This window comes from Gillisella taibaishanensis (assembly GCF_001938985.1).
Classification (GTDB): domain Bacteria; phylum Pseudomonadota; class Alphaproteobacteria; order Rhizobiales; family Rhizobiaceae; genus Allorhizobium; species Allorhizobium taibaishanense.
The window spans coordinates 410,514-427,222 of sequence record NZ_MKIN01000023.1 but is presented as its reverse complement, the minus strand read 5'-3'; the positions used below and the strand labels follow the sequence as shown (position 1 = coordinate 427,222).

Sequence of the window (16,709 nt, the reverse complement as noted above, 5' to 3'; positions counted from 1 at the left end):
GATTTCTCCAAGGAGCAGCCAATGGCTACGGTAAAAGTCGATTCCAACAATTTCGAAGCGGAAGTTTTGCAGTCTGCAGAACCCGTCGTGGTGGATTTCTGGGCAGAATGGTGCGGCCCATGCAAAATGATCGCCCCCAGCCTGGATGAAATCTCCACGGAACTGGCCGGCAAGGTCAAGATCGCCAAGCTCAACATCGATGAGAACCCGGAACTCGCCGCCAAATTCGGCGTCCGCTCCATCCCCACGCTCGCTATGTTCAAGGGCGGCGAAGTCGCCGACATCAAGGTTGGAGCTGCGCCGAAGACGGCACTGTCGAGCTGGATCGCTGGCGCTGCTTGAGTGGTGTGTAGATAATTGGATACAAAAAAGCCCGGTTTTGCCGGGCTTTTTTATTGATGATGTTAAATAAACATATGTCAGTCATTGGACGGGATATTCGATGCAAAAGCTTAGAGTCGCGTTTCTTGCTTCGAATAATGGAACTTCATTTCGGGCAATTAATCACGCCATCATTGCAAACTCCATAAACGCATCGGCTGTCGTTCTAATCAGCAACAGACGAGATTCCACTGCCCTAGCCTATGCACAGGCCAATGGCATTCCCTCGCGTCATATTCCGACCCACAATCGAGAGGCTGATGCCGATCGAGAGGTCAAGGACATGCTCCTCGCACACGGGGCGCAAATCGTTGTCCTATCAGGCTATCTGAAGAAGCTTGGGCCACTGACACTCGATACTTTTCGCGGAAAAATATTGAATGTTCATCCTGGACTGCTCCCAAAATATGGAGGTCTTGGAATGTACGGTCAACGGGTTCACCACGCTGTTCTGGAAAATCAAGAGACGGAAACTGGTGCTACGATTCATGTCGTAGATGAGGAATACGATCATGGCAGGACGCTAGCCACCGCGATTGTCAAAATAGAGCCTTCAGATGATGTAGTCTCTCTGGAGCAACGGGTCATGTCTGCGGAATGTGCCCTTTTCACCGACCTCATACGACGCATCACCGAAGGTGAAGTGCGGTTGCCTTTCTAAAAGGGCATATCCATCTCAGGAGGAATCACAACTGCCCTCCCCCTGCGGCCACCGTCTCAGCGCCTCTTGCCCCGCCTCCGTCAGTCCATAAATCCCGCGATCCACGCGCTCAAACCACCCATAAACATTAGACAGCAAAATCTTCCCCGCGTCCGGGACTGCTTTGCGCACATCGGCAACACGGGTCGGGCCAGCGGCGATAATTGCGGCGCAAGTTAATGCGTTTTGACGGTAGGCGGTCATGACAGGCACTCGGGTGCTGCCACCAAGCGCGGGATCGCCACGGCGCTTTTGGTGCTCGCGCATCAAGCGGGAGCGTCGTTTTGAGTTGGTGCGCGGCATGGGTGAGACGGAGCCAACAAGGATGCTAACCTCTCCCCGGTCGGACACGCCGAGCATACCGATGCCGAGACGGCGGCAGAGGTCGCGGTAGCGCTTGTCGGCCTCCCTGCCCTTGCCTTTTGCCGAGATTTTCGCGGCGATCCAGACTTCGTCGCAGATGCTGGCCCGGTCGACGGCCTGGAGGATGAGTTCCAGATTGAATGTCAGTTTCAATTCGCAGATCACCACGACGGGTGGATCATCGTCGCTTAGGCCGACGAGATCGCAGCCGCCGATTTCGCCTTTGACGGTGTAGCCCGCCTGTTCGAGGAAGGCTTTGACCGGGAGGTATAGGGAGGTTTCCATGGGGTATTGGAGGCCAAACTGTTTTCAGAGAAGGGCTGGATGTCGCCTGCGGAAAAAGAGCCTCACCTAAAAAATCCACTACTTAGCTAAAGCCAAGATGCTGATTTTCGTCCTCTACTGCCTGAGAGCGGCTAAGCGTCGAGATCGCCGCGCCCTTTCATCTTCCGGCGAAGCGATGCTGGATGCACGATCCCGCTTATTTCGGCGGCGTGCCGTTATCCGCCAGCACATTGCCGACCACGTAGAGCGAGCCGCCGATCAGGATGCGCGGAGCAATGGCCTGGCCTTCGGTGCGGTTGCGGATAGCCTCCAGCGCTTCGGTCACCGATGAGACGGGTTCGGCTGGAATGCCGGCGTCGTAAGCGGAACTGGCGAGCGCGACCGGATCGAGGGCGGCATCGGTGCCGCGGATCGGCACGGTGAAGGCCTGGACCGCGAGGCCTTCGAAGGCTTTGAAATAGCCGAGCGGATCCTTGGTGTTGAGCATGCCCGTAATCATGTAGAGCGGCCGGGGCTGGCGCTCCTCGAAACCGGCCATGGCTTCGGCGATGACTTCACCGGCACCGGGATTATGACCGCCATCGACCCAGATTTCAGCACCCTTCGGCGCATGGGCGATCAGCGCGCCCTCGGTCAGCTTTTGCAGCCGGCCCGGCCATTCTACGCTCTGCATGGCGGTTTCGGCCACGGCTTCAGTGACGGTAAAGCCAGCGGAACGCACCGCACGGATGGCCGCAGCCGCATTCGCGTATTGATGACGGCCGGGCAGTCTTGGCAGGGGCAAATCCATCAGGCCGGTATCATCCTGATAGACCAGCCGTCCATGCTCTTCAAAGGCCAGATAATCCTGGCCGAACACCGACAGTGGGCAGGATAGGCGCTCTGCGGTTTCCACCAGGGTATCGCGGGCCGCGGCAAATTCCTGGTGGCCGATCACTACAGGGTGGCGCTTCTTCATGATCCCGGCCTTTTCGGCGGCGATCAGTTCCACCTTGTCGCCGAGATAGGCCTGATGATCGAAGGAAATCGGCATGATGACCGCGACGGCGGGTCGGTCGACAACATTGGTGCAGTCCAGCCGCCCGCCCATGCCAACTTCCATGATCACAGCGTCGGCGGGGATTTCAGAAAACAACAGGAAGGCGGCGGCCGTCAGGATTTCAAACACAGTGATATGCTGGCCGGCATTGGCCACGGCAACGCGCCTGAGAGCGTCAGCCAGCAGGCCGTCTTCGACGATTTGGCCTTTGCCGCCCTTCACACCGATGCGGTAGCGCTCGTGCCAATTGACCAGATGCGGTGAGGTATGAACGTGCACAGCAAGGCCGGCGGCCTCCAGCAGCGCCCTGGAGAAGGCGCTGACAGAGCCCTTGCCGTTGGTGCCAGCGACGTGGATGACCGGCGGCAGGCGGTCCTGCGGATTGCCGAGTACTTCCAGCAGGCGGCGCATGCGCCCAAGGGTCATGTCGAAACCCTTGGGGTGCAATTGCATCAGCTCGTTGATGACCTGTTCAGCTTGGCTCACTACGTTTTCTATCATCTCATGTTCCAAGGCTGGCAGGAGTCTTGTCGGTTTTAAGCCGAAACCGCCCGAGACGCCTCGACCACCGATATGGTCTTGTCGTCATTGGCGCTGACGACCGGTGCCGGCTGCTTCATCAGGATTTTCAGCGTGCGGGCAAGCGTCGAGGGAATGTCGTGGCGCTTGACCACCATATCCACCATGCCATGTTCCAGCAGATATTCCGAGGTCTGGAAGCCCTCGGGCAGCTTTTCGCGGATGGTCTGCTCAATGACGCGCTTACCGGCAAAGCAGATTTCTGCGCCCGGCTCGGCAATATGCAGGTCGCCCAGCATCGCGTAGGAGGCGGTAACGCCGCCGGTGGTCGGGTTGGTCAGCACGACGATGTAAGGCAGGCCGGCTTCCTTCAGCATGTCGACGGCAACCGTGGTGCGCGGCAGCTGCATCAGCGACAGGATGCCTTCCTGCATGCGCGCGCCGCCCGACGCCGGGAACATCACCAGCGGGCACTTTTCGGCAATTGCCCGCTCGAAAGCCTTGACGATGGCTTCGCCGGCGGCAATGCCGAGCGAGCCGCCCATGAAGTTAAATTCATGCACAACGGCGACCAGCTTCAGGCCCTGCACGGTGCCGAGGCCGGCGACGATCGTGTCTTCCTGGTCGGTCTTGGTGCGGCTATCCTTGAGGCGATCGCTATATCTCTTGGAATCGCGGAATTTCAGCGGGTCTTGCGCCACTTTCGGCTGGGCGAAAGCTTCATACTTGCCGCCGTCAAAGAGATCGGCAAGGCGCGCCTTGGCCGGCATCTTCATGTGATAGCCGGACGCGGGTACGACCCACTTATTCTCTTCCAGATCCTTGTGAAATACCATTTCACCGGTCTCCGGGCACTTGATCCAGAGATTATCAGGGACATCGCGGCGGCCGAGCATCGAGTTGATGCGGGGGCGAACGTAGTTGGTAATCCAGTTCACGTCGAATACTCCTAACTCGAGCATTTCCAGATTCGGCGGGCCGGTATCCGAAAAGGCTGAAAAATAGACAATCAGGAAGGGGTGAAGCCCGGTTTGGCCCCGCTCCTTCCAAGGCAATAGCCCATTTTAGAAGGACTATTGAGCAGCCGCAAGCCGAGCGGTCTGAACGCCGCTTGCCAGGCCACGCACTAGGGTTACCACCGATTGCACGGTGTCCGCGGTCGCCTTATCATCCTTGGTTAGGCTCAGTGCGACCTGATTGACGATGGCAGTGCCGACCACGACGCCATCGGCGCTGGCGCCGATTAGGCGCGCATGTTCAGCCGTCTTGACGCCGAAGCCGACGCAGATCGGCAGATCGGTATGCGCCTTGATCCGCCCGACAGCACCGGCAACCTTCGACGGATCGGGCAGAGCAGAGCCGGTAATGCCGTTCATCGAGACATAATAGACGAAACCTGAGGTGTTTTGCAGCACCATCGGCATGCGCTTCTCATCGGTCGTCGGCGTCGCCAATCGAATGAAGTTGATGTCCCGCTTGCGGGCCGGAAGGCACAATTCATCGTCCATTTCCGGCGGCAGGTCGACGACGATCAAGCCGTCGATGCCGGCTTGAAGCGCATCGTCGAGGAATTTTTCGACGCCGTAGACATAGATCGGATTGTAATAGCCCATCAGGACGATCGGTGTCGCCTGATTGTCCTTGCGAAATTCCCGAGCCATATCCAGGGTTTTCACCAGGGTCTGGCCAGCCTTCAGAGACCGCTGACCGGCCAACTGGATCGCCGGACCATCGGCCATGGGGTCGGAAAAGGGCATGCCAAGCTCGATCACGTCGGCACCGGCACCGGGCAAAGCCTTCATGATGGCGAGCGAGGTGTCGAAGTCAGGATCGCCGCCCATGAAATAGGTAACAAGAGCCGGGCGGCCCTCCGCCTTCAGATCGGCAAACCGTTTGTCCATACGCTGCGTCATGTCAGAGCCCCATTCCCAGAATCTTGCCGACCGTGAAGATATCCTTGTCGCCGCGGCCGCAGAGGTTCATCAGGATGATCTCGTCCTTGCCCATTTTCGGCGCCCGCTTCATCACTTCGGCCAGCGCATGGCTTGGCTCCAGCGCCGGGATGATGCCTTCGGTGCGGGTGAGCAGCTGGAAGGCCTCCAGCGCCTCATGGTCCATGATCGGTACATATTCGACCCGACCCATGTCCTTCAGCCAGGAATGTTCGGGACCGATGCCGGGATAATCAAGACCTGCCGAAATCGAATGGCCGTCCTTGATCTGGCCGTCGCTGTCCTGCAGCAGATAGGTGCGGTTGCCATGCAGCACGCCCGGCGAGCCAGCTGTCAGCGAGGCGCAATGCTCGTTGCCGTCAAGTCCCTTGCCGCCGGCCTCAACGCCGATCATCCGCACGCTCTCATCATCCAGGAAGGGATGGAACAGGCCAATGGCATTGGAGCCGCCACCGACAGCGGCCACCAGAACGTCCGGCAACCGGCCTTCGATAGCCATCATCTGGTCGCGTGATTCCTTGCCGATCACCGACTGGAATTCGCGCACCATTTCCGGATAGGGATGCGGACCGGCAGCGGTGCCGATCATGTAATAGGTTTCGTCGACATTGGTGACCCAGTCGCGCAGCGCCTCGTTCATCGCGTCCTTCAGCGTGCCGTGGCCCGAAGACACCGGGCGAACTTCAGCGCCGAGCAGCTTCATGCGGAAGACGTTAGGGGCTTGGCGCTCTACGTCGGTGGCGCCCATGTAAACGATGCAGGGCAGGCCGAAGCGGGCCGCAACCGTGGCCGAGGCTACGCCGTGCTGACCGGCCCCGGTTTCGGCGATGATCCGGGTCTTGCCCATGCGCTTGGCCAGCAGGATCTGGCCGAGGCAATTGTTGATCTTGTGCGAGCCGGTATGGTTGAGCTCATCGCGCTTGAAATAAATCTTGGCGCCACCCAGCTCGGCCGTCAGCCGCTCGGCGAAATAGAGCGGGCTCGGGCGGCCGGTATAGTGGGTGTTGAGATGATCGAGTTCGGCCTTGAAGCTCGGGTCCGTCTTGGCTTTTTCCCATTCCGCCTGCAGATCCAGGATCAGCGGCATCAGGGTCTCTGCGACGAAGCGGCCGCCGAAAATGCCAAAGCGTCCATCTTCATCCGGACCGGACCGGAAGGAATTCGGGATTGGGTTCTGGTTCACTGTACACTCCCTGAAACCGGCCCCTTGGCCGTTGCCTGCCTGACGGCGGCGAAGAACTGTTCCATCCGATCAAGATCCTTGACGCCGGGGGCGCTTTCAACGCCGGATGAAACATCGAGCCCGCGGGCACCCGTCTCGGCAAGGGCATGCGCCACATTGTCCTTGTTGAGCCCACCGGAAAGCATGTAATCGACATCTGCGTCAAGATTGCGCAGCAGCCGCCAATCAAAGGTAACACCGTTGCCGCCCGGCAGTTCCGATCCCGCCGGAGCCTTGGCATCGAGCAGGAAACGGTCCGCAACCCCTATATAGGAATCGATCTGGTCAAGATCAGCAGGTTCGCGGATGGAAAACACCTTGATAACAGGAAGACCGTAGATCGCCTTGAGGGTGAGGATCTGTTCCGGGCTTTCGTGACCGTGCAATTGCAGGATATCCGGCTTCAGCAGATAGACGATATCGTCGAGGTCGTCGCTATCGGCATCGACGGTAACCGCCACGATCTTGGCCCGGCCCCGCGCCTTCTCGGCGATCCGCCCGGCAATGTCAGGCTCGATATTCCTGGGGCTCTTTTCGAAGAAGATGAAGCCGACATGGGAGGCGCCAAGGGCAACGGCCTTTTCGACGGCCTCCTCGGTCTTCAATCCGCAAATTTTGACATCAGGTTTCATGGTGAGCGAAGTGACATGAAATCGTCTTGGAGTCGAGCCGAATCAGTCGAAATCGAGGGCGTGAAGTTCAGAACCATGCCGCTTCAGCCAGTCCTTGGCCGCCTCCGTGCCGGGACAAAGCCGCTTGCACAGCGCCCAGAATTGCGGCCCGTGGTTCATTTCCTTGAGATGCGCCACCTCGTGAGCTGCGAGATAATCGATAACCTCGGGCGGCGCCATGACGATACGCCAGGAAAAGCTCAGATTCCCGTTCCAGGAACAAGAGCCCCAACGGCTGCGGGTATCCTTCAGGGCCAGACCATTGGCGGGCTTGCCGAGGCGGCCGGTATGGATCGCCACCAGGCGCTCAAGATCGTGGCGCGCCTCCTTCTTCAGAAAGGTCGAAAGGCGCCGGCCGGCATGTTCCGGCAGACCGCTGATGCGGATGAGCGGTTCGCCACCCTCGATCACGGCCTCAGTCGTTCCGCGGATCTGTCCGGTATGGACGATGCGATGCGGCACGCCGCGCAAGGGGATCGTCCCTCCTGCCCCGATTTTCGTCTCGCCAGAAAAGCGCGCCAGTTTGGTCTCCAGCCAACCACGATGACGCTCGATGAAATCGTTGACCTCACCCCGGCGGATGCCTTTCGGCACCGTCATTTTCAGCCCGCGCCCGCCGGGCTCGATCCTCAGCGTGATCCGCGTCGCCCTCCGGTTTTCGCGGATGGCAAGCGCGACAGTGCGGCCGGCCACGAATAGTTCGCGGCTCTCGGACAGATCGGGCTTTTTTGCCACCCGCGTCGGGTTGCGCAGAAACGAGGGAAACATCGGGGTCTTGTACCTGATTCGCCTGAAGCATTTCTATGGTAAGTGGAAACCGGTGTCCGCCCGGAAATGCGCAAAAACCAGAGATGAGAGCGTTTCAGTGTTGGAATGAAACGCTGGAGAGCTAAGCCATACTTCGACAGAAGCCATAAAAAAAGGCCGACACCCGGAGATATCGGCCCTCTGATCGGTGATAACGCATCAGTCCTGCGTGAAGGTTTGGACATCGCCATCGCGGCGATTAGCATTGCGCTGGTTCATGAAGCGGTCGAACTCTTCCTTGTCCTTGGCACGCTGCAGTTCCAGCACATAGGCCTCGAACTCCGCACGCATTTCCTCGAGCTTGCGGCGTTCCTGCTCGATGCGCTCCAACTCGGCGACGCGCCATTCGTCAAAAGCAAGATTGCCGGTCGATGTGCGAAAACGGTTACGATTGCGCGACCGGCGGCTGCCGCAGCATTTGGAAAACATGGCGTCCATCGCCTCGGTTGGGTTACGGTTCGATGTCCGGAAGCGGTCGCCCCATAAGATATAGGCGAGCATGGCAAGGCCAAGCGGCCAGAAGACGACGAAGCCGAGCACCATCAGAGCAATGGTCGCGGGCGTCCAGCCCGGACGCAGCAATGCTGATTGGTTCATTCCCTTATCCTCGTTGCGTCCGGGGCACGATGCGACCGGACATATTCGAGATGGGAACGGCCGGCACAACCTTCAAGCGCATGTGCCGCCCAATCCGATAAACCGCTGCTGAAATTGGCAGAATTCGATTTGCCTAAGCCGACTTTCCGCCCTTGATAACGCGCTTTACCATAGACGCGCGCTTTGCTGCGGCGACTTCCGCAGTCGATTGCGGCTTGGAATGTTCCTTGGCAAACGCCACGATGCGCGGTGCGATTTCGCGGCGGAAGCGTGAACCGTTGAAAACACCGTAATGACCGACATCCGGCTGCATGTAATGCATCCGCTTGCTGTCCGGCAGATTGGTGCAAAGCGTTTGGGCTGCCTTGGTCTGGCCGAGGCCGGAAATATCGTCATTCTCGCCTTCGACGGTCAGCAGCGCTACATTGCGGATCGCGCCGCAATCCACTGGCTTGCCGCGATGTGTCATCTCACCCTTAGGCAGAGCGTGGCGCATGAAGACAGTCTCAACCGTTTGCAGATAAAACTCTGCCGTCAGGTCCATGACAGCCAGATATTCATCGTAGAATTCACGGTGCTTTTCGGCGGAGTCCCCGTCGTTCTTCACCAGATGCATGTAGAAATCTTTTTGAGCGATCATGTGCCGGTCGAGATTCATCGACATGAAGCCTGAAAGCTGCAGGAAGCCGGGATAAACCGCACGCATGAAGCCTGGCTGCGGCCAGGGCACATTCATGATCACATTGTCCTGGAACCAGTCGAGCGGTTTGTTCTTCGCCAGTTCGTTGACAGCGGTCGGATTGATCCGCGTGTCAATCGGGCCCCCCATCAACGTCATGGAGGCCGGAGCAAACACATCGTTTTCCGATTCCATGCGCGCCACGGCCGCTAGCACCGGAACGGAAGGTTGGCAGACCGCGACAACATTGGTGTTCGGGCCGAGGTGATGCAGGATCTCGATGACATAGTCGATGTAGTCGTCGAGATCGAAGGTACCGTCGGTCATCGGCACCATGCGGGCGTCTATCCAATCGGTGATGTAGACATCGGCCTGCGGCAGAAGCGCTTCGACGGTGCCGCGCAGCAGCGTGGCATAGTGACCGGACATTGGCGCAACGATCAAGATCTTTGGATCCTCGCTGCGGGCCTGGGCCAGGCCACGGCGAAAATGGATGAGGTTGCAGAACGGCTTAGACCACGTGACTTCCTCAGTGATCGTAACCGGCGAACCATCGATGACCGTGGTCGGCAGGCCAAATTCCGGCTTGCCATAACGGCGGGTGCTGCGCTCGAACACTTCGAAACCGGCCGCCATGGTGCGGCCGATAACCGTATGAGACAGCGGGTTCAGCGGGTTGCGAAAAGCCAGCCGCATCGCATCCGCGGTTGCGCGAAACGGGGCCATGGCTGCGTGGTTCATTTCATAAAGCTGATAGAACATCGACGAATTCGCCTTTTCCTGTTGTCACCCATCCGAAGCTAAACTGGAGCAGTTAAGCCGAGGTTCAAGCAAATCATTGCCGTCGTGAATATCGTCCGAACAATCTGCCGTAGGGAAGATAGTATGCACACAAACCTTTATATTTGATAGAATTTATCAGGCGAATGCCCTCACGGGATTTTACAACTTGACAAACGGCGCGAATGGCCAGTGCTTTACATACCTCGGTTTTCACCCAATCGCCGAGGCGCCTTAGCTTTGTTTTTCCGCCATCCGCGTCATCGGGACTGGGCTCTGCTTGATCCGTCGAGATATCAACTTGACTTGACGACAGATAGCAAACGAACGGTTGCTGAATGGCACTCCCTGCTCCAGATTAGGGTGGGCACTGCCACATCAGGTTGACGCCTCGGTTTCTTCGCAGTTCTGTCGCAAAGGCGCTACATGGCTTTGCAAGACTGTGAAGCGGCTCAAGCTTGAGTGAGACAAGCGGCACTCAAGGCCGGTAACGCAGAACTCTTTTCTCTTCAAAATCCAAGCGGTTTTGAAGGTTCCACATTTTGAGGTTTACTATGACAAGCAGCAATCACCGTACCGCAACCCACGACATCCATCCCATCTTCCTGGATCGCTGGTCGCCGCGTGCCTTTACCGGCGAGACCATGACGAAGACCGAATTGCTGACCATTCTGGAGGCCGCCCATTGGGCGCCGTCCGCATTCAACTATCAGCCTTGGCGTTTCGTCTATGCCCTCAAGGGCGACGCCCATTTCGAGACGTTGCTGGGGAGCTTGATCGAATTCAACCAGGGTTGGGCCAAAAATGCGTCGGCACTGGTCTTCGTGATTTCCGACACGCTGAGCCGTCCCGCCGATGGTTCGGCACCTAAGCCGTCGCGCAGCCATAGCTTCGACGCCGGCGCTGCCTGGGGTTATCTGGCATTGCAGGCACTGCATTCCGGCTATCATGCCCATGGCATGACAGGCGTGGACTTCGACAAGGCTGCCAGCGTTCTTGGTGTGCCCGGCGACTATCATATCGAAGCTGCCGTTGCGATCGGGAAGCTCGGCGACAAGTCGATCCTGCCGGAAGGTCTGCAGGCCAAGGAATCCCCGAATGGCCGTAAGCTGCTCGAAGACGTTGTTTTCGAAGGCAAGTTCAAGGCCTAACAAATTTCCGAGCTTTGGTTTTGCGCGTGGCAGCGATATCTCGACGCTGCCACGGACTGCCAAGCTTAAAAAGACAGGTTCTGAGGCTTAATGTTTCACGTGAGTCACGAAAAAAGGCCGCGCTTTTACGAGCGCGGCCTTTCTTATTTGGCGTCTTAATGCTCAGATATCGAGATTGGCAACGTTCAGGGCATTTTCCTGAATGAACTCGCGGCGAGGTTCGACTTCATCGCCCATCAGGCGCGAGAACAGGCCATCAGCATCGGTTGCGTCGTTGACGCGAACCTGCAGCAGCGAGCGGACATTCGGATCCAGCGTCGTTTCCCACAGCTGTTCGGCATTCATTTCGCCCAAGCCTTTATAACGCTGCATCGACAGGCCCTTGCGGCCGAAGGAGAAGACGGCGTCGAGAAGATTGCGCGGACCGGAAATGATTTGCTGGCCATCCTTGCGGGTCAGAACCGGCGGCTGGCCATAGATATCGTTCAGACGAGACGACAACTGGTCGATATGACGGGCGTCAGCCGAACCGATCAGCGCGACATCGAGAGCCGCAACTTCCTTGACGCCGCGCACCATGCGCTCGAAGCGCAGGCCACCCTCTTCGGTCACGAAGCCAGACCAGCCGCGTTCGGTTTCTTCTGCGATCAGGTCCAGTCGCTTGGCAACTTCGGCTGCCGTCTGTTCGGCGCGTTCGCGGTTAGCCGTCAGTTCGTGGTTGAGCGCGCCAACGACCGCCGCCTGTTCGACGACATTGCGGTTATAGCGGGAATGCAGACCGTCGATCAGGCTGCGCAGGCGCAGGGCGTCCTGCACCACTTCACGCAGATCCTGGCCGGCGCGAACTTCGCCGCTGCCGAGCTGCAATGAAGCCTCGTCCAGACCCATACCGATCAGATATTCCTCAAGCGCCTTTTCGTCTTTCAGATACTGAATCGACTTGCCACGCGTGACCTTATAAAGCGGCGGCTGGGCGATATAGAGATGGCCACGCTCGATCAGCTCCGGCATTTGGCGGAAGAAGAAGGTCAACAGCAGCGTGCGAATATGGGCGCCGTCGACGTCAGCATCGGTCATGATGATGATCTTGTGATAGCGCAGCTTGTCGGCGTTGAACTCGTCCTTGCCGATCGAGGTGCCGAGCGCGGTGATCAGCGTGCCGATTTCCTGGCTGGACAGCATCTTGTCGAAACGGGCGCGCTCAACATTGAGGATCTTACCACGCAGCGGCAGGATTGCCTGGCGCTCACGCGAGCGGCCCTGCTTGGCGGAACCACCAGCCGAATCACCCTCTACGAGGAAGAGTTCGGATTTGGCAGGATCGCGCTCGGAGCAATCGGCCAGCTTGCCGGGCAGTGAAGCGATGTCCAACGCTCCCTTACGGCGGGTGAGTTCACGCGCCTTGCGCGCCGCTTCACGGGCAACCGCAGCCTCGACGACCTTGCCGACGAGGATCTTGGCTTCCGTAGGGTGCTCTTCAAACCATGTGCTCAATGCCTCATTGACCAGGCTTTCGACCACAGGACGCACTTCCGAGGACACCAGCTTATCCTTGGTCTGCGACGAGAATTTCGGATCGGGAACCTTGACCGAGAGAACTGCAGTCAATCCTTCGCGGCAATCTTCGCCCTGCAGCGTCACCTTCTCTTTTTTGGTGATGCCGGACGTGTCCGCATAGGAGGTAATCTGGCGGGTCAACGCCCCGCGGAAGCCGGCCATATGGGTGCCGCCGTCGCGCTGGGGAATGTTGTTGGTAAAGCACAGCACGTTTTCATGGTAGCTGTCGTTCCACCACATTGCGACTTCGACCGTGATCCCGTCCTTCTCGCCGCGGATCGCCACGGGATTGGCAACAAGCGGCTTTTTCGAGCGGTCGAGATAGCGGACGAAGGCCTCAAGCCCGCCCTCGTACAGCATTTCTTCCTGACGAATGTCAGACTTGCGCTTGTCCGTCAGCAAGATGCGGACGCCGGAATTGAGGAAGGCGAGTTCGCGCAGGCGATGCTCCAGTGTCGAATAATCGAATTCGACCTGGGTAAATGTTTCCTGGCTCGGCAGGAAAGTAATTTCTGTGCCCGACCGGCCCTCATAGCTGCCGGTGATGGCCAATGGCGCATCGGCGACACCATGGGTAAAGCTCATCTCGTGGATCTTGCCGGCCCGCCGGATTTTCATCGACAGCTTGACCGACAGCGCATTGACAACGGAAACGCCGACGCCGTGCAAACCACCGGAGACTTTATAGGAATTCTGGTCGAACTTACCGCCGGCATGCAGCTGGGTCATGATGACTTCCGCAGCCGAAATGCCTTCGCCGGTATGAATATCCGTCGGAATGCCGCGACCGTTGTCGGTGACCGTAACCGATCCCTCGGCATTGAGCGTAACCGTGACGATGTCGGCGTGACCCGCCAGGGCTTCGTCGATGGCATTGTCCACGACTTCGTAGACCATATGATGCAAGCCTGAGCCGTCATCGGTATCGCCGATATACATGCCCGGCCGCTTACGGACAGCATCGAGGCCCTTCAGTACCTTGATGGAGTCGGCGCCATAGGCAGCGCTTGCGGCATTTGCTTCATCGGTCGTTTCAGTCATTCAGCGATCTTTCCAGTGTCATGAGCAAGATTCGTGACCGCAGGAAATGGCGAATCACGTATATTGGCACAGTCCGACTATAGGGATTTTGCGGCGACTTCCAAATCGCAGCGTTAAAATTCAGCAGGATTCCACGGGATTTCCAGGGTTTTGGCGGTCTTGCTCCCACCTGCTCAGGCGTGCATCGAGATCCTCTATCACATCGGGGGGCAAGGTGCGAATCATCCCTGCCAATCGATTGGCAAAGGCCGTGTAGGATGCCGGTAGTCCGACCGTGTCCAAAGCGACTTTGGGGTGGGACATACCGGCCACGGCAAACAGGTCGTCCGCCTCGTCCCAGATGATGTTGAAATAGCCGGCGATGCGCTGCAGCAGGTCGAAGCTCGGTTTGCCACGCTGCCCGTGTTCGAGCGCGGAGAGATAGGCAGGGGTCACGCCAATCGCGCTCGCCATGTCCTTCTGATTGACACCCTTGCGCTCGCGCAGTTGGCGGATCGCCTCGCCGAACGGGGTGATCATTCCTCCCGACTCCCTCTTTCGCCACCAGCCCTGGCGAGACGCACGTAAAGTGCGCCATCGCCGCCGTGATGGTGCGCGGCAGGTTCATGCGAGGAAATCAGGTAGCGGAATTCGGGTTTGGAAAACCAAAGCGGCACAGCGCGCTTCAAGGCGCCTTCACTGCCCATCGATGAGCCTTTGCCGGTAATGACAAGCACATGGCGCATCCCGCGCTCATGGGCGCGGACCAGAAACTCCAGCAGGATCGAATGCGCTTCGCTTTGAAACAGGCCATGCAGGTCGATGCGCGCCTCAAGCTTCAGCTTGCCGCGCGACAGCTTGCGCTTGACCGGCCGCTCCAGGGGGTGGTGGACGCCGGACGGCTTTTTCGGTTCGCCGCCGGCCGCAGAACTTTCCAGCGATTGCCGCCTCGCCGCAAGACCAACTTCAGGAGGGTTTGTTGGTGTCGTCTCAGTCAAGGCATCTTCGAAGACCGTCAGATCCTCAAGACGACCAGGAAGAGGCCTGGTGGTCCGCGCCACCTTGCCCCATAGAATTCGATCCTGGGCGCTGATCCTGTCACGACCCGCCATCAGCCAAACCTCGCTGCCGCCTGCTTCGGGATCAGAATATAGAAATCCGCATCGTTGCGCACCGCCCCTGCGGCATCGCCCGCCTCATCACCCGAACCGGTAAAGATATCGCCGCGGGCAGGACCAACGATCGCTGAGCCGGTGTCGAGCGCCAGCATCAGTCGGGCAAAAGGTTTGCCGCCATACAGCCGGGTAAGGCTTTCGGAATGAATGAAGAATGGAAAGCCGAATGTGTGGATCAATCGGTCCACCGCCAGTGAGCGGCCAGCGACCAGCGGCACCTTAGCGGCAGCAACCGGACCACGGGAGAGATCGCCAGCGTCTACTTCCCGAAAGAAAATGTAGGACCTGTTGTGCCAGAGAACCTCGTCCACGTCATCCGGATGCGCAGCAAGCCAGGCGCGAATGGCCTGCATGGACATGGCCGCCGACGGAATTTCGCCGCGATCGAGCAACAGCTTGCCAATGCCGGAAAACGGATGGCCAGCCTTGGCAGCATAGGTAATGCGCCCGACCCTGCCATCGGCATAGCGCAGCCTCGCCGCGCCCTGGACATGGACGTAGAACACATCCACCTTGGATTTCGCCCAAGCAATTTCCAGGCCCCTACCTTCCAGGTAGCCTTGGTCGATCGCCCGACGGTCAGGATAATGATCCACGCCCTCGGGACCGTTGCGACCGAAGACATAGGAAGCGTCGATACCCTCGGGCCGATTGCTGTCGTCGAGATCGATCAAGTCATCCGGTCGGCGATAGAAGGGAAATCGGTAGTACGCATCACGATGATCGGACACCTCGATGTCAGGCTCGTAAAAGGCAGTGACAAAACCCGCCCCGCCATCGGTTCGACGGATCAGGAACGGCCGGCATTCCTGCTCCAGCAGATTGCGCAATGCCGCACCGTCGCCCTTGGCCACGCCTGCAGCCTTTTCCAGAAGCGGCGCCAGATCGTCAGCGGTCAATCCCAACTGCCCGGTGCGATAGGGCTTCACCGTGCGGATGTGATGCAGACAATCGGCCATTGCTGGTAACAGAGCCGACGCATTGTCAGCCCTCCAGCCGGGTAGCTGCTCGAAGGTGACAGGCTCAAGGCGCAACGATTGCGGCAGATCGTTCATTGGTCGGATTCGGTGGCGATAAGCTTCCAGTTCGGATCGCGCGAGCGCGTATCGCGGGCGAAGGTCCAGATATCGTTGACATCGCCGACATTTTCCGCATCGCCATCAATGACAGCGCCGTTGCGGTCATAGGTCGCCGAAATCAGCTGGCTGACCAGACGCACGGTGATCTGCGCTTCATTGTCGCGCACTTCGGCAGCGGTGATTTCAGCCTTGTCGATGCCGACGAATGTGGATTTCACCACTTCGCCACGCTGTTCGCGCTCGGTGATGGCAGCGTCGAAGCCCTCATAGACCTCTCGCGACAATAGGCCCTTCAGCGTTTTGCGATCGCCGGCAGCAAAGGCCGTGACGATCATTTCATAAGCCATGCGCGCGCCATTGAGGAATTCTTTTGGCGTGAAGGTGGGGTCAGTTTCAACAATCCGGCGCAGTTGCTGGTTCAGCGGCGTGCCAACCGGAGTATAAGCGTCAATTACAGTCACGCGGTCTTCACCATCGGCCTCATCTCGGCGCGGCAATGTCACCACGCGGGCGTCCTCGGTGGACGGGGCTGCACCTGTGCGGCCAGCCAGAGGATCAACTGGCGGCTTTTCGTTGCCGGTGCGACGTCCCAAAACGCTGCGCAGCTGCCAGAAAATCACCACCGCAGCCACCAGAAAGAAGAGAGTCACAAAATCATTAGAACCCATGCCACCGCACCGCTGTTTAATTTGAAGCTTTCCCTATCCATATAGTCTGCATAGATGCTGCATT

17 protein-coding genes are annotated in these 16,709 nt (G+C 58.6%); 3 read left to right on the top strand and 14 right to left on the bottom strand.

Annotation, left to right across the window (positions count from 1 at the left end; all coding sequences use genetic code 11):
• Positions 1-21: 21 nt before the first annotated feature.
• Together trxA and purN are read left to right on the top strand one after the other, a co-directional pair.
• Positions 22-342, top strand: coding sequence for a thioredoxin (gene trxA, locus BJF91_RS18720; protein WP_075616027.1), 321 nt, complete (start codon positions 22-24; stop codon positions 340-342).
• A gap of 100 nt (positions 343-442) precedes the next feature.
• Complete coding sequence (gene purN / locus BJF91_RS18715) at positions 443-1,042, top strand: phosphoribosylglycinamide formyltransferase (RefSeq protein ID WP_075616026.1); 600 nt, start codon at positions 443-445, stop codon at positions 1,040-1,042.
• A gap of 15 nt (positions 1,043-1,057) precedes the next feature.
• Here purN and BJF91_RS18710 read toward each other — a convergent pair whose 3' ends face one another.
• From BJF91_RS18710 to BJF91_RS18670, 9 genes are all read right to left on the bottom strand, one after another.
• Entirely contained in the window at positions 1,058-1,729 is a 672-nt protein-coding gene (locus BJF91_RS18710; protein ID WP_075616025.1) for a DUF2161 domain-containing phosphodiesterase, read from the bottom strand.
• 196 nt (positions 1,730-1,925) lie between these two features.
• A complete protein-coding gene (locus BJF91_RS18705; protein ID WP_075616024.1) occupies positions 1,926-3,269 on the bottom strand; it encodes a bifunctional folylpolyglutamate synthase/dihydrofolate synthase in 1,344 nt (447 codons plus the stop codon).
• A 35-nt stretch (positions 3,270-3,304) separates the two neighbouring features.
• Positions 3,305-4,225, bottom strand: a complete 921-nt coding sequence (gene accD, locus BJF91_RS18700) for an acetyl-CoA carboxylase, carboxyltransferase subunit beta (RefSeq protein WP_075616108.1) — start codon at positions 4,223-4,225, stop codon at positions 3,305-3,307.
• 135 nt (positions 4,226-4,360) lie between these two features.
• Positions 4,361-5,200 carry a tryptophan synthase subunit alpha gene (trpA, locus tag BJF91_RS18695; protein ID WP_075616023.1) on the bottom strand — a complete coding sequence of 280 codons (840 nt, stop codon included), beginning with the start codon at positions 5,198-5,200 and terminating at the stop codon, positions 4,361-4,363.
• 1 nt (position 5,201) lies between these two features.
• On the bottom strand, positions 5,202-6,422 hold the full coding sequence (trpB, locus tag BJF91_RS18690) for a tryptophan synthase subunit beta (RefSeq protein ID WP_075616022.1): 1,221 nt from the start codon (positions 6,420-6,422) through the stop codon (positions 5,202-5,204).
• Positions 6,419-7,093, bottom strand: a complete 675-nt coding sequence (locus BJF91_RS18685) for a phosphoribosylanthranilate isomerase (protein WP_075616021.1) — start codon at positions 7,091-7,093, stop codon at positions 6,419-6,421. The genes trpB and BJF91_RS18685 overlap by 4 nt, the downstream gene beginning before the upstream one ends.
• 42 nt (positions 7,094-7,135) lie before the next feature.
• Positions 7,136-7,900, bottom strand: coding sequence for a M48 family metallopeptidase (locus BJF91_RS18680; protein WP_075616020.1), 765 nt, complete (start codon positions 7,898-7,900; stop codon positions 7,136-7,138).
• Positions 7,901-8,098: 198 nt separating this feature from the next.
• Positions 8,099-8,536 carry a DUF2852 domain-containing protein gene (locus tag BJF91_RS18675; protein ID WP_075616019.1) on the bottom strand — a complete coding sequence of 146 codons (438 nt, stop codon included), beginning with the start codon at positions 8,534-8,536 and terminating at the stop codon, positions 8,099-8,101.
• 133 nt (positions 8,537-8,669) lie between these two features.
• On the bottom strand, positions 8,670-9,977 hold the full coding sequence (locus BJF91_RS18670; protein ID WP_075616018.1) for a polyhydroxyalkanoate depolymerase: 1,308 nt from the start codon (positions 9,975-9,977) through the stop codon (positions 8,670-8,672).
• A 572-nt stretch (positions 9,978-10,549) separates the two neighbouring features.
• Between BJF91_RS18670 and BJF91_RS18665 the strand changes: the two genes are divergently transcribed.
• The gene (locus BJF91_RS18665) at positions 10,550-11,146 is read left to right on the top strand and encodes a nitroreductase family protein (protein ID WP_075616017.1); all 597 of its coding nucleotides are present in this window, start codon (positions 10,550-10,552) and stop codon (positions 11,144-11,146) included.
• A gap of 162 nt (positions 11,147-11,308) precedes the next feature.
• Here BJF91_RS18665 and gyrB read toward each other — a convergent pair whose 3' ends face one another.
• From gyrB to BJF91_RS18640, 5 genes are all read right to left on the bottom strand, one after another.
• Entirely contained in the window at positions 11,309-13,744 is a 2,436-nt protein-coding gene (gyrB, locus tag BJF91_RS18660) for a DNA topoisomerase (ATP-hydrolyzing) subunit B (protein WP_075616016.1), read from the bottom strand.
• A 120-nt stretch (positions 13,745-13,864) separates the two neighbouring features.
• Positions 13,865-14,260: a helix-turn-helix domain-containing protein gene (locus BJF91_RS18655; protein ID WP_075616107.1), complete on the bottom strand. Its 396-nt coding sequence runs from the start codon at positions 14,258-14,260 to the stop codon at positions 13,865-13,867.
• Positions 14,260-14,835: a Smr/MutS family protein gene (locus tag BJF91_RS18650; RefSeq protein WP_075616015.1), complete on the bottom strand. Its 576-nt coding sequence runs from the start codon at positions 14,833-14,835 to the stop codon at positions 14,260-14,262. The genes BJF91_RS18655 and BJF91_RS18650 overlap by 1 nt, the downstream gene beginning before the upstream one ends.
• The gene (gene mltA, locus BJF91_RS18645) at positions 14,835-15,953 is read right to left on the bottom strand and encodes a murein transglycosylase A (protein WP_075616014.1); all 1,119 of its coding nucleotides are present in this window, start codon (positions 15,951-15,953) and stop codon (positions 14,835-14,837) included. The genes BJF91_RS18650 and mltA overlap by 1 nt, the downstream gene beginning before the upstream one ends.
• Entirely contained in the window at positions 15,950-16,645 is a 696-nt protein-coding gene (locus tag BJF91_RS18640; RefSeq protein ID WP_075616013.1) for a Tim44/TimA family putative adaptor protein, read from the bottom strand. Before BJF91_RS18640 ends, mltA begins: the two co-directional genes overlap by 4 nt.
• Between the last annotated feature and the right edge of the window lie 64 nt (positions 16,646-16,709).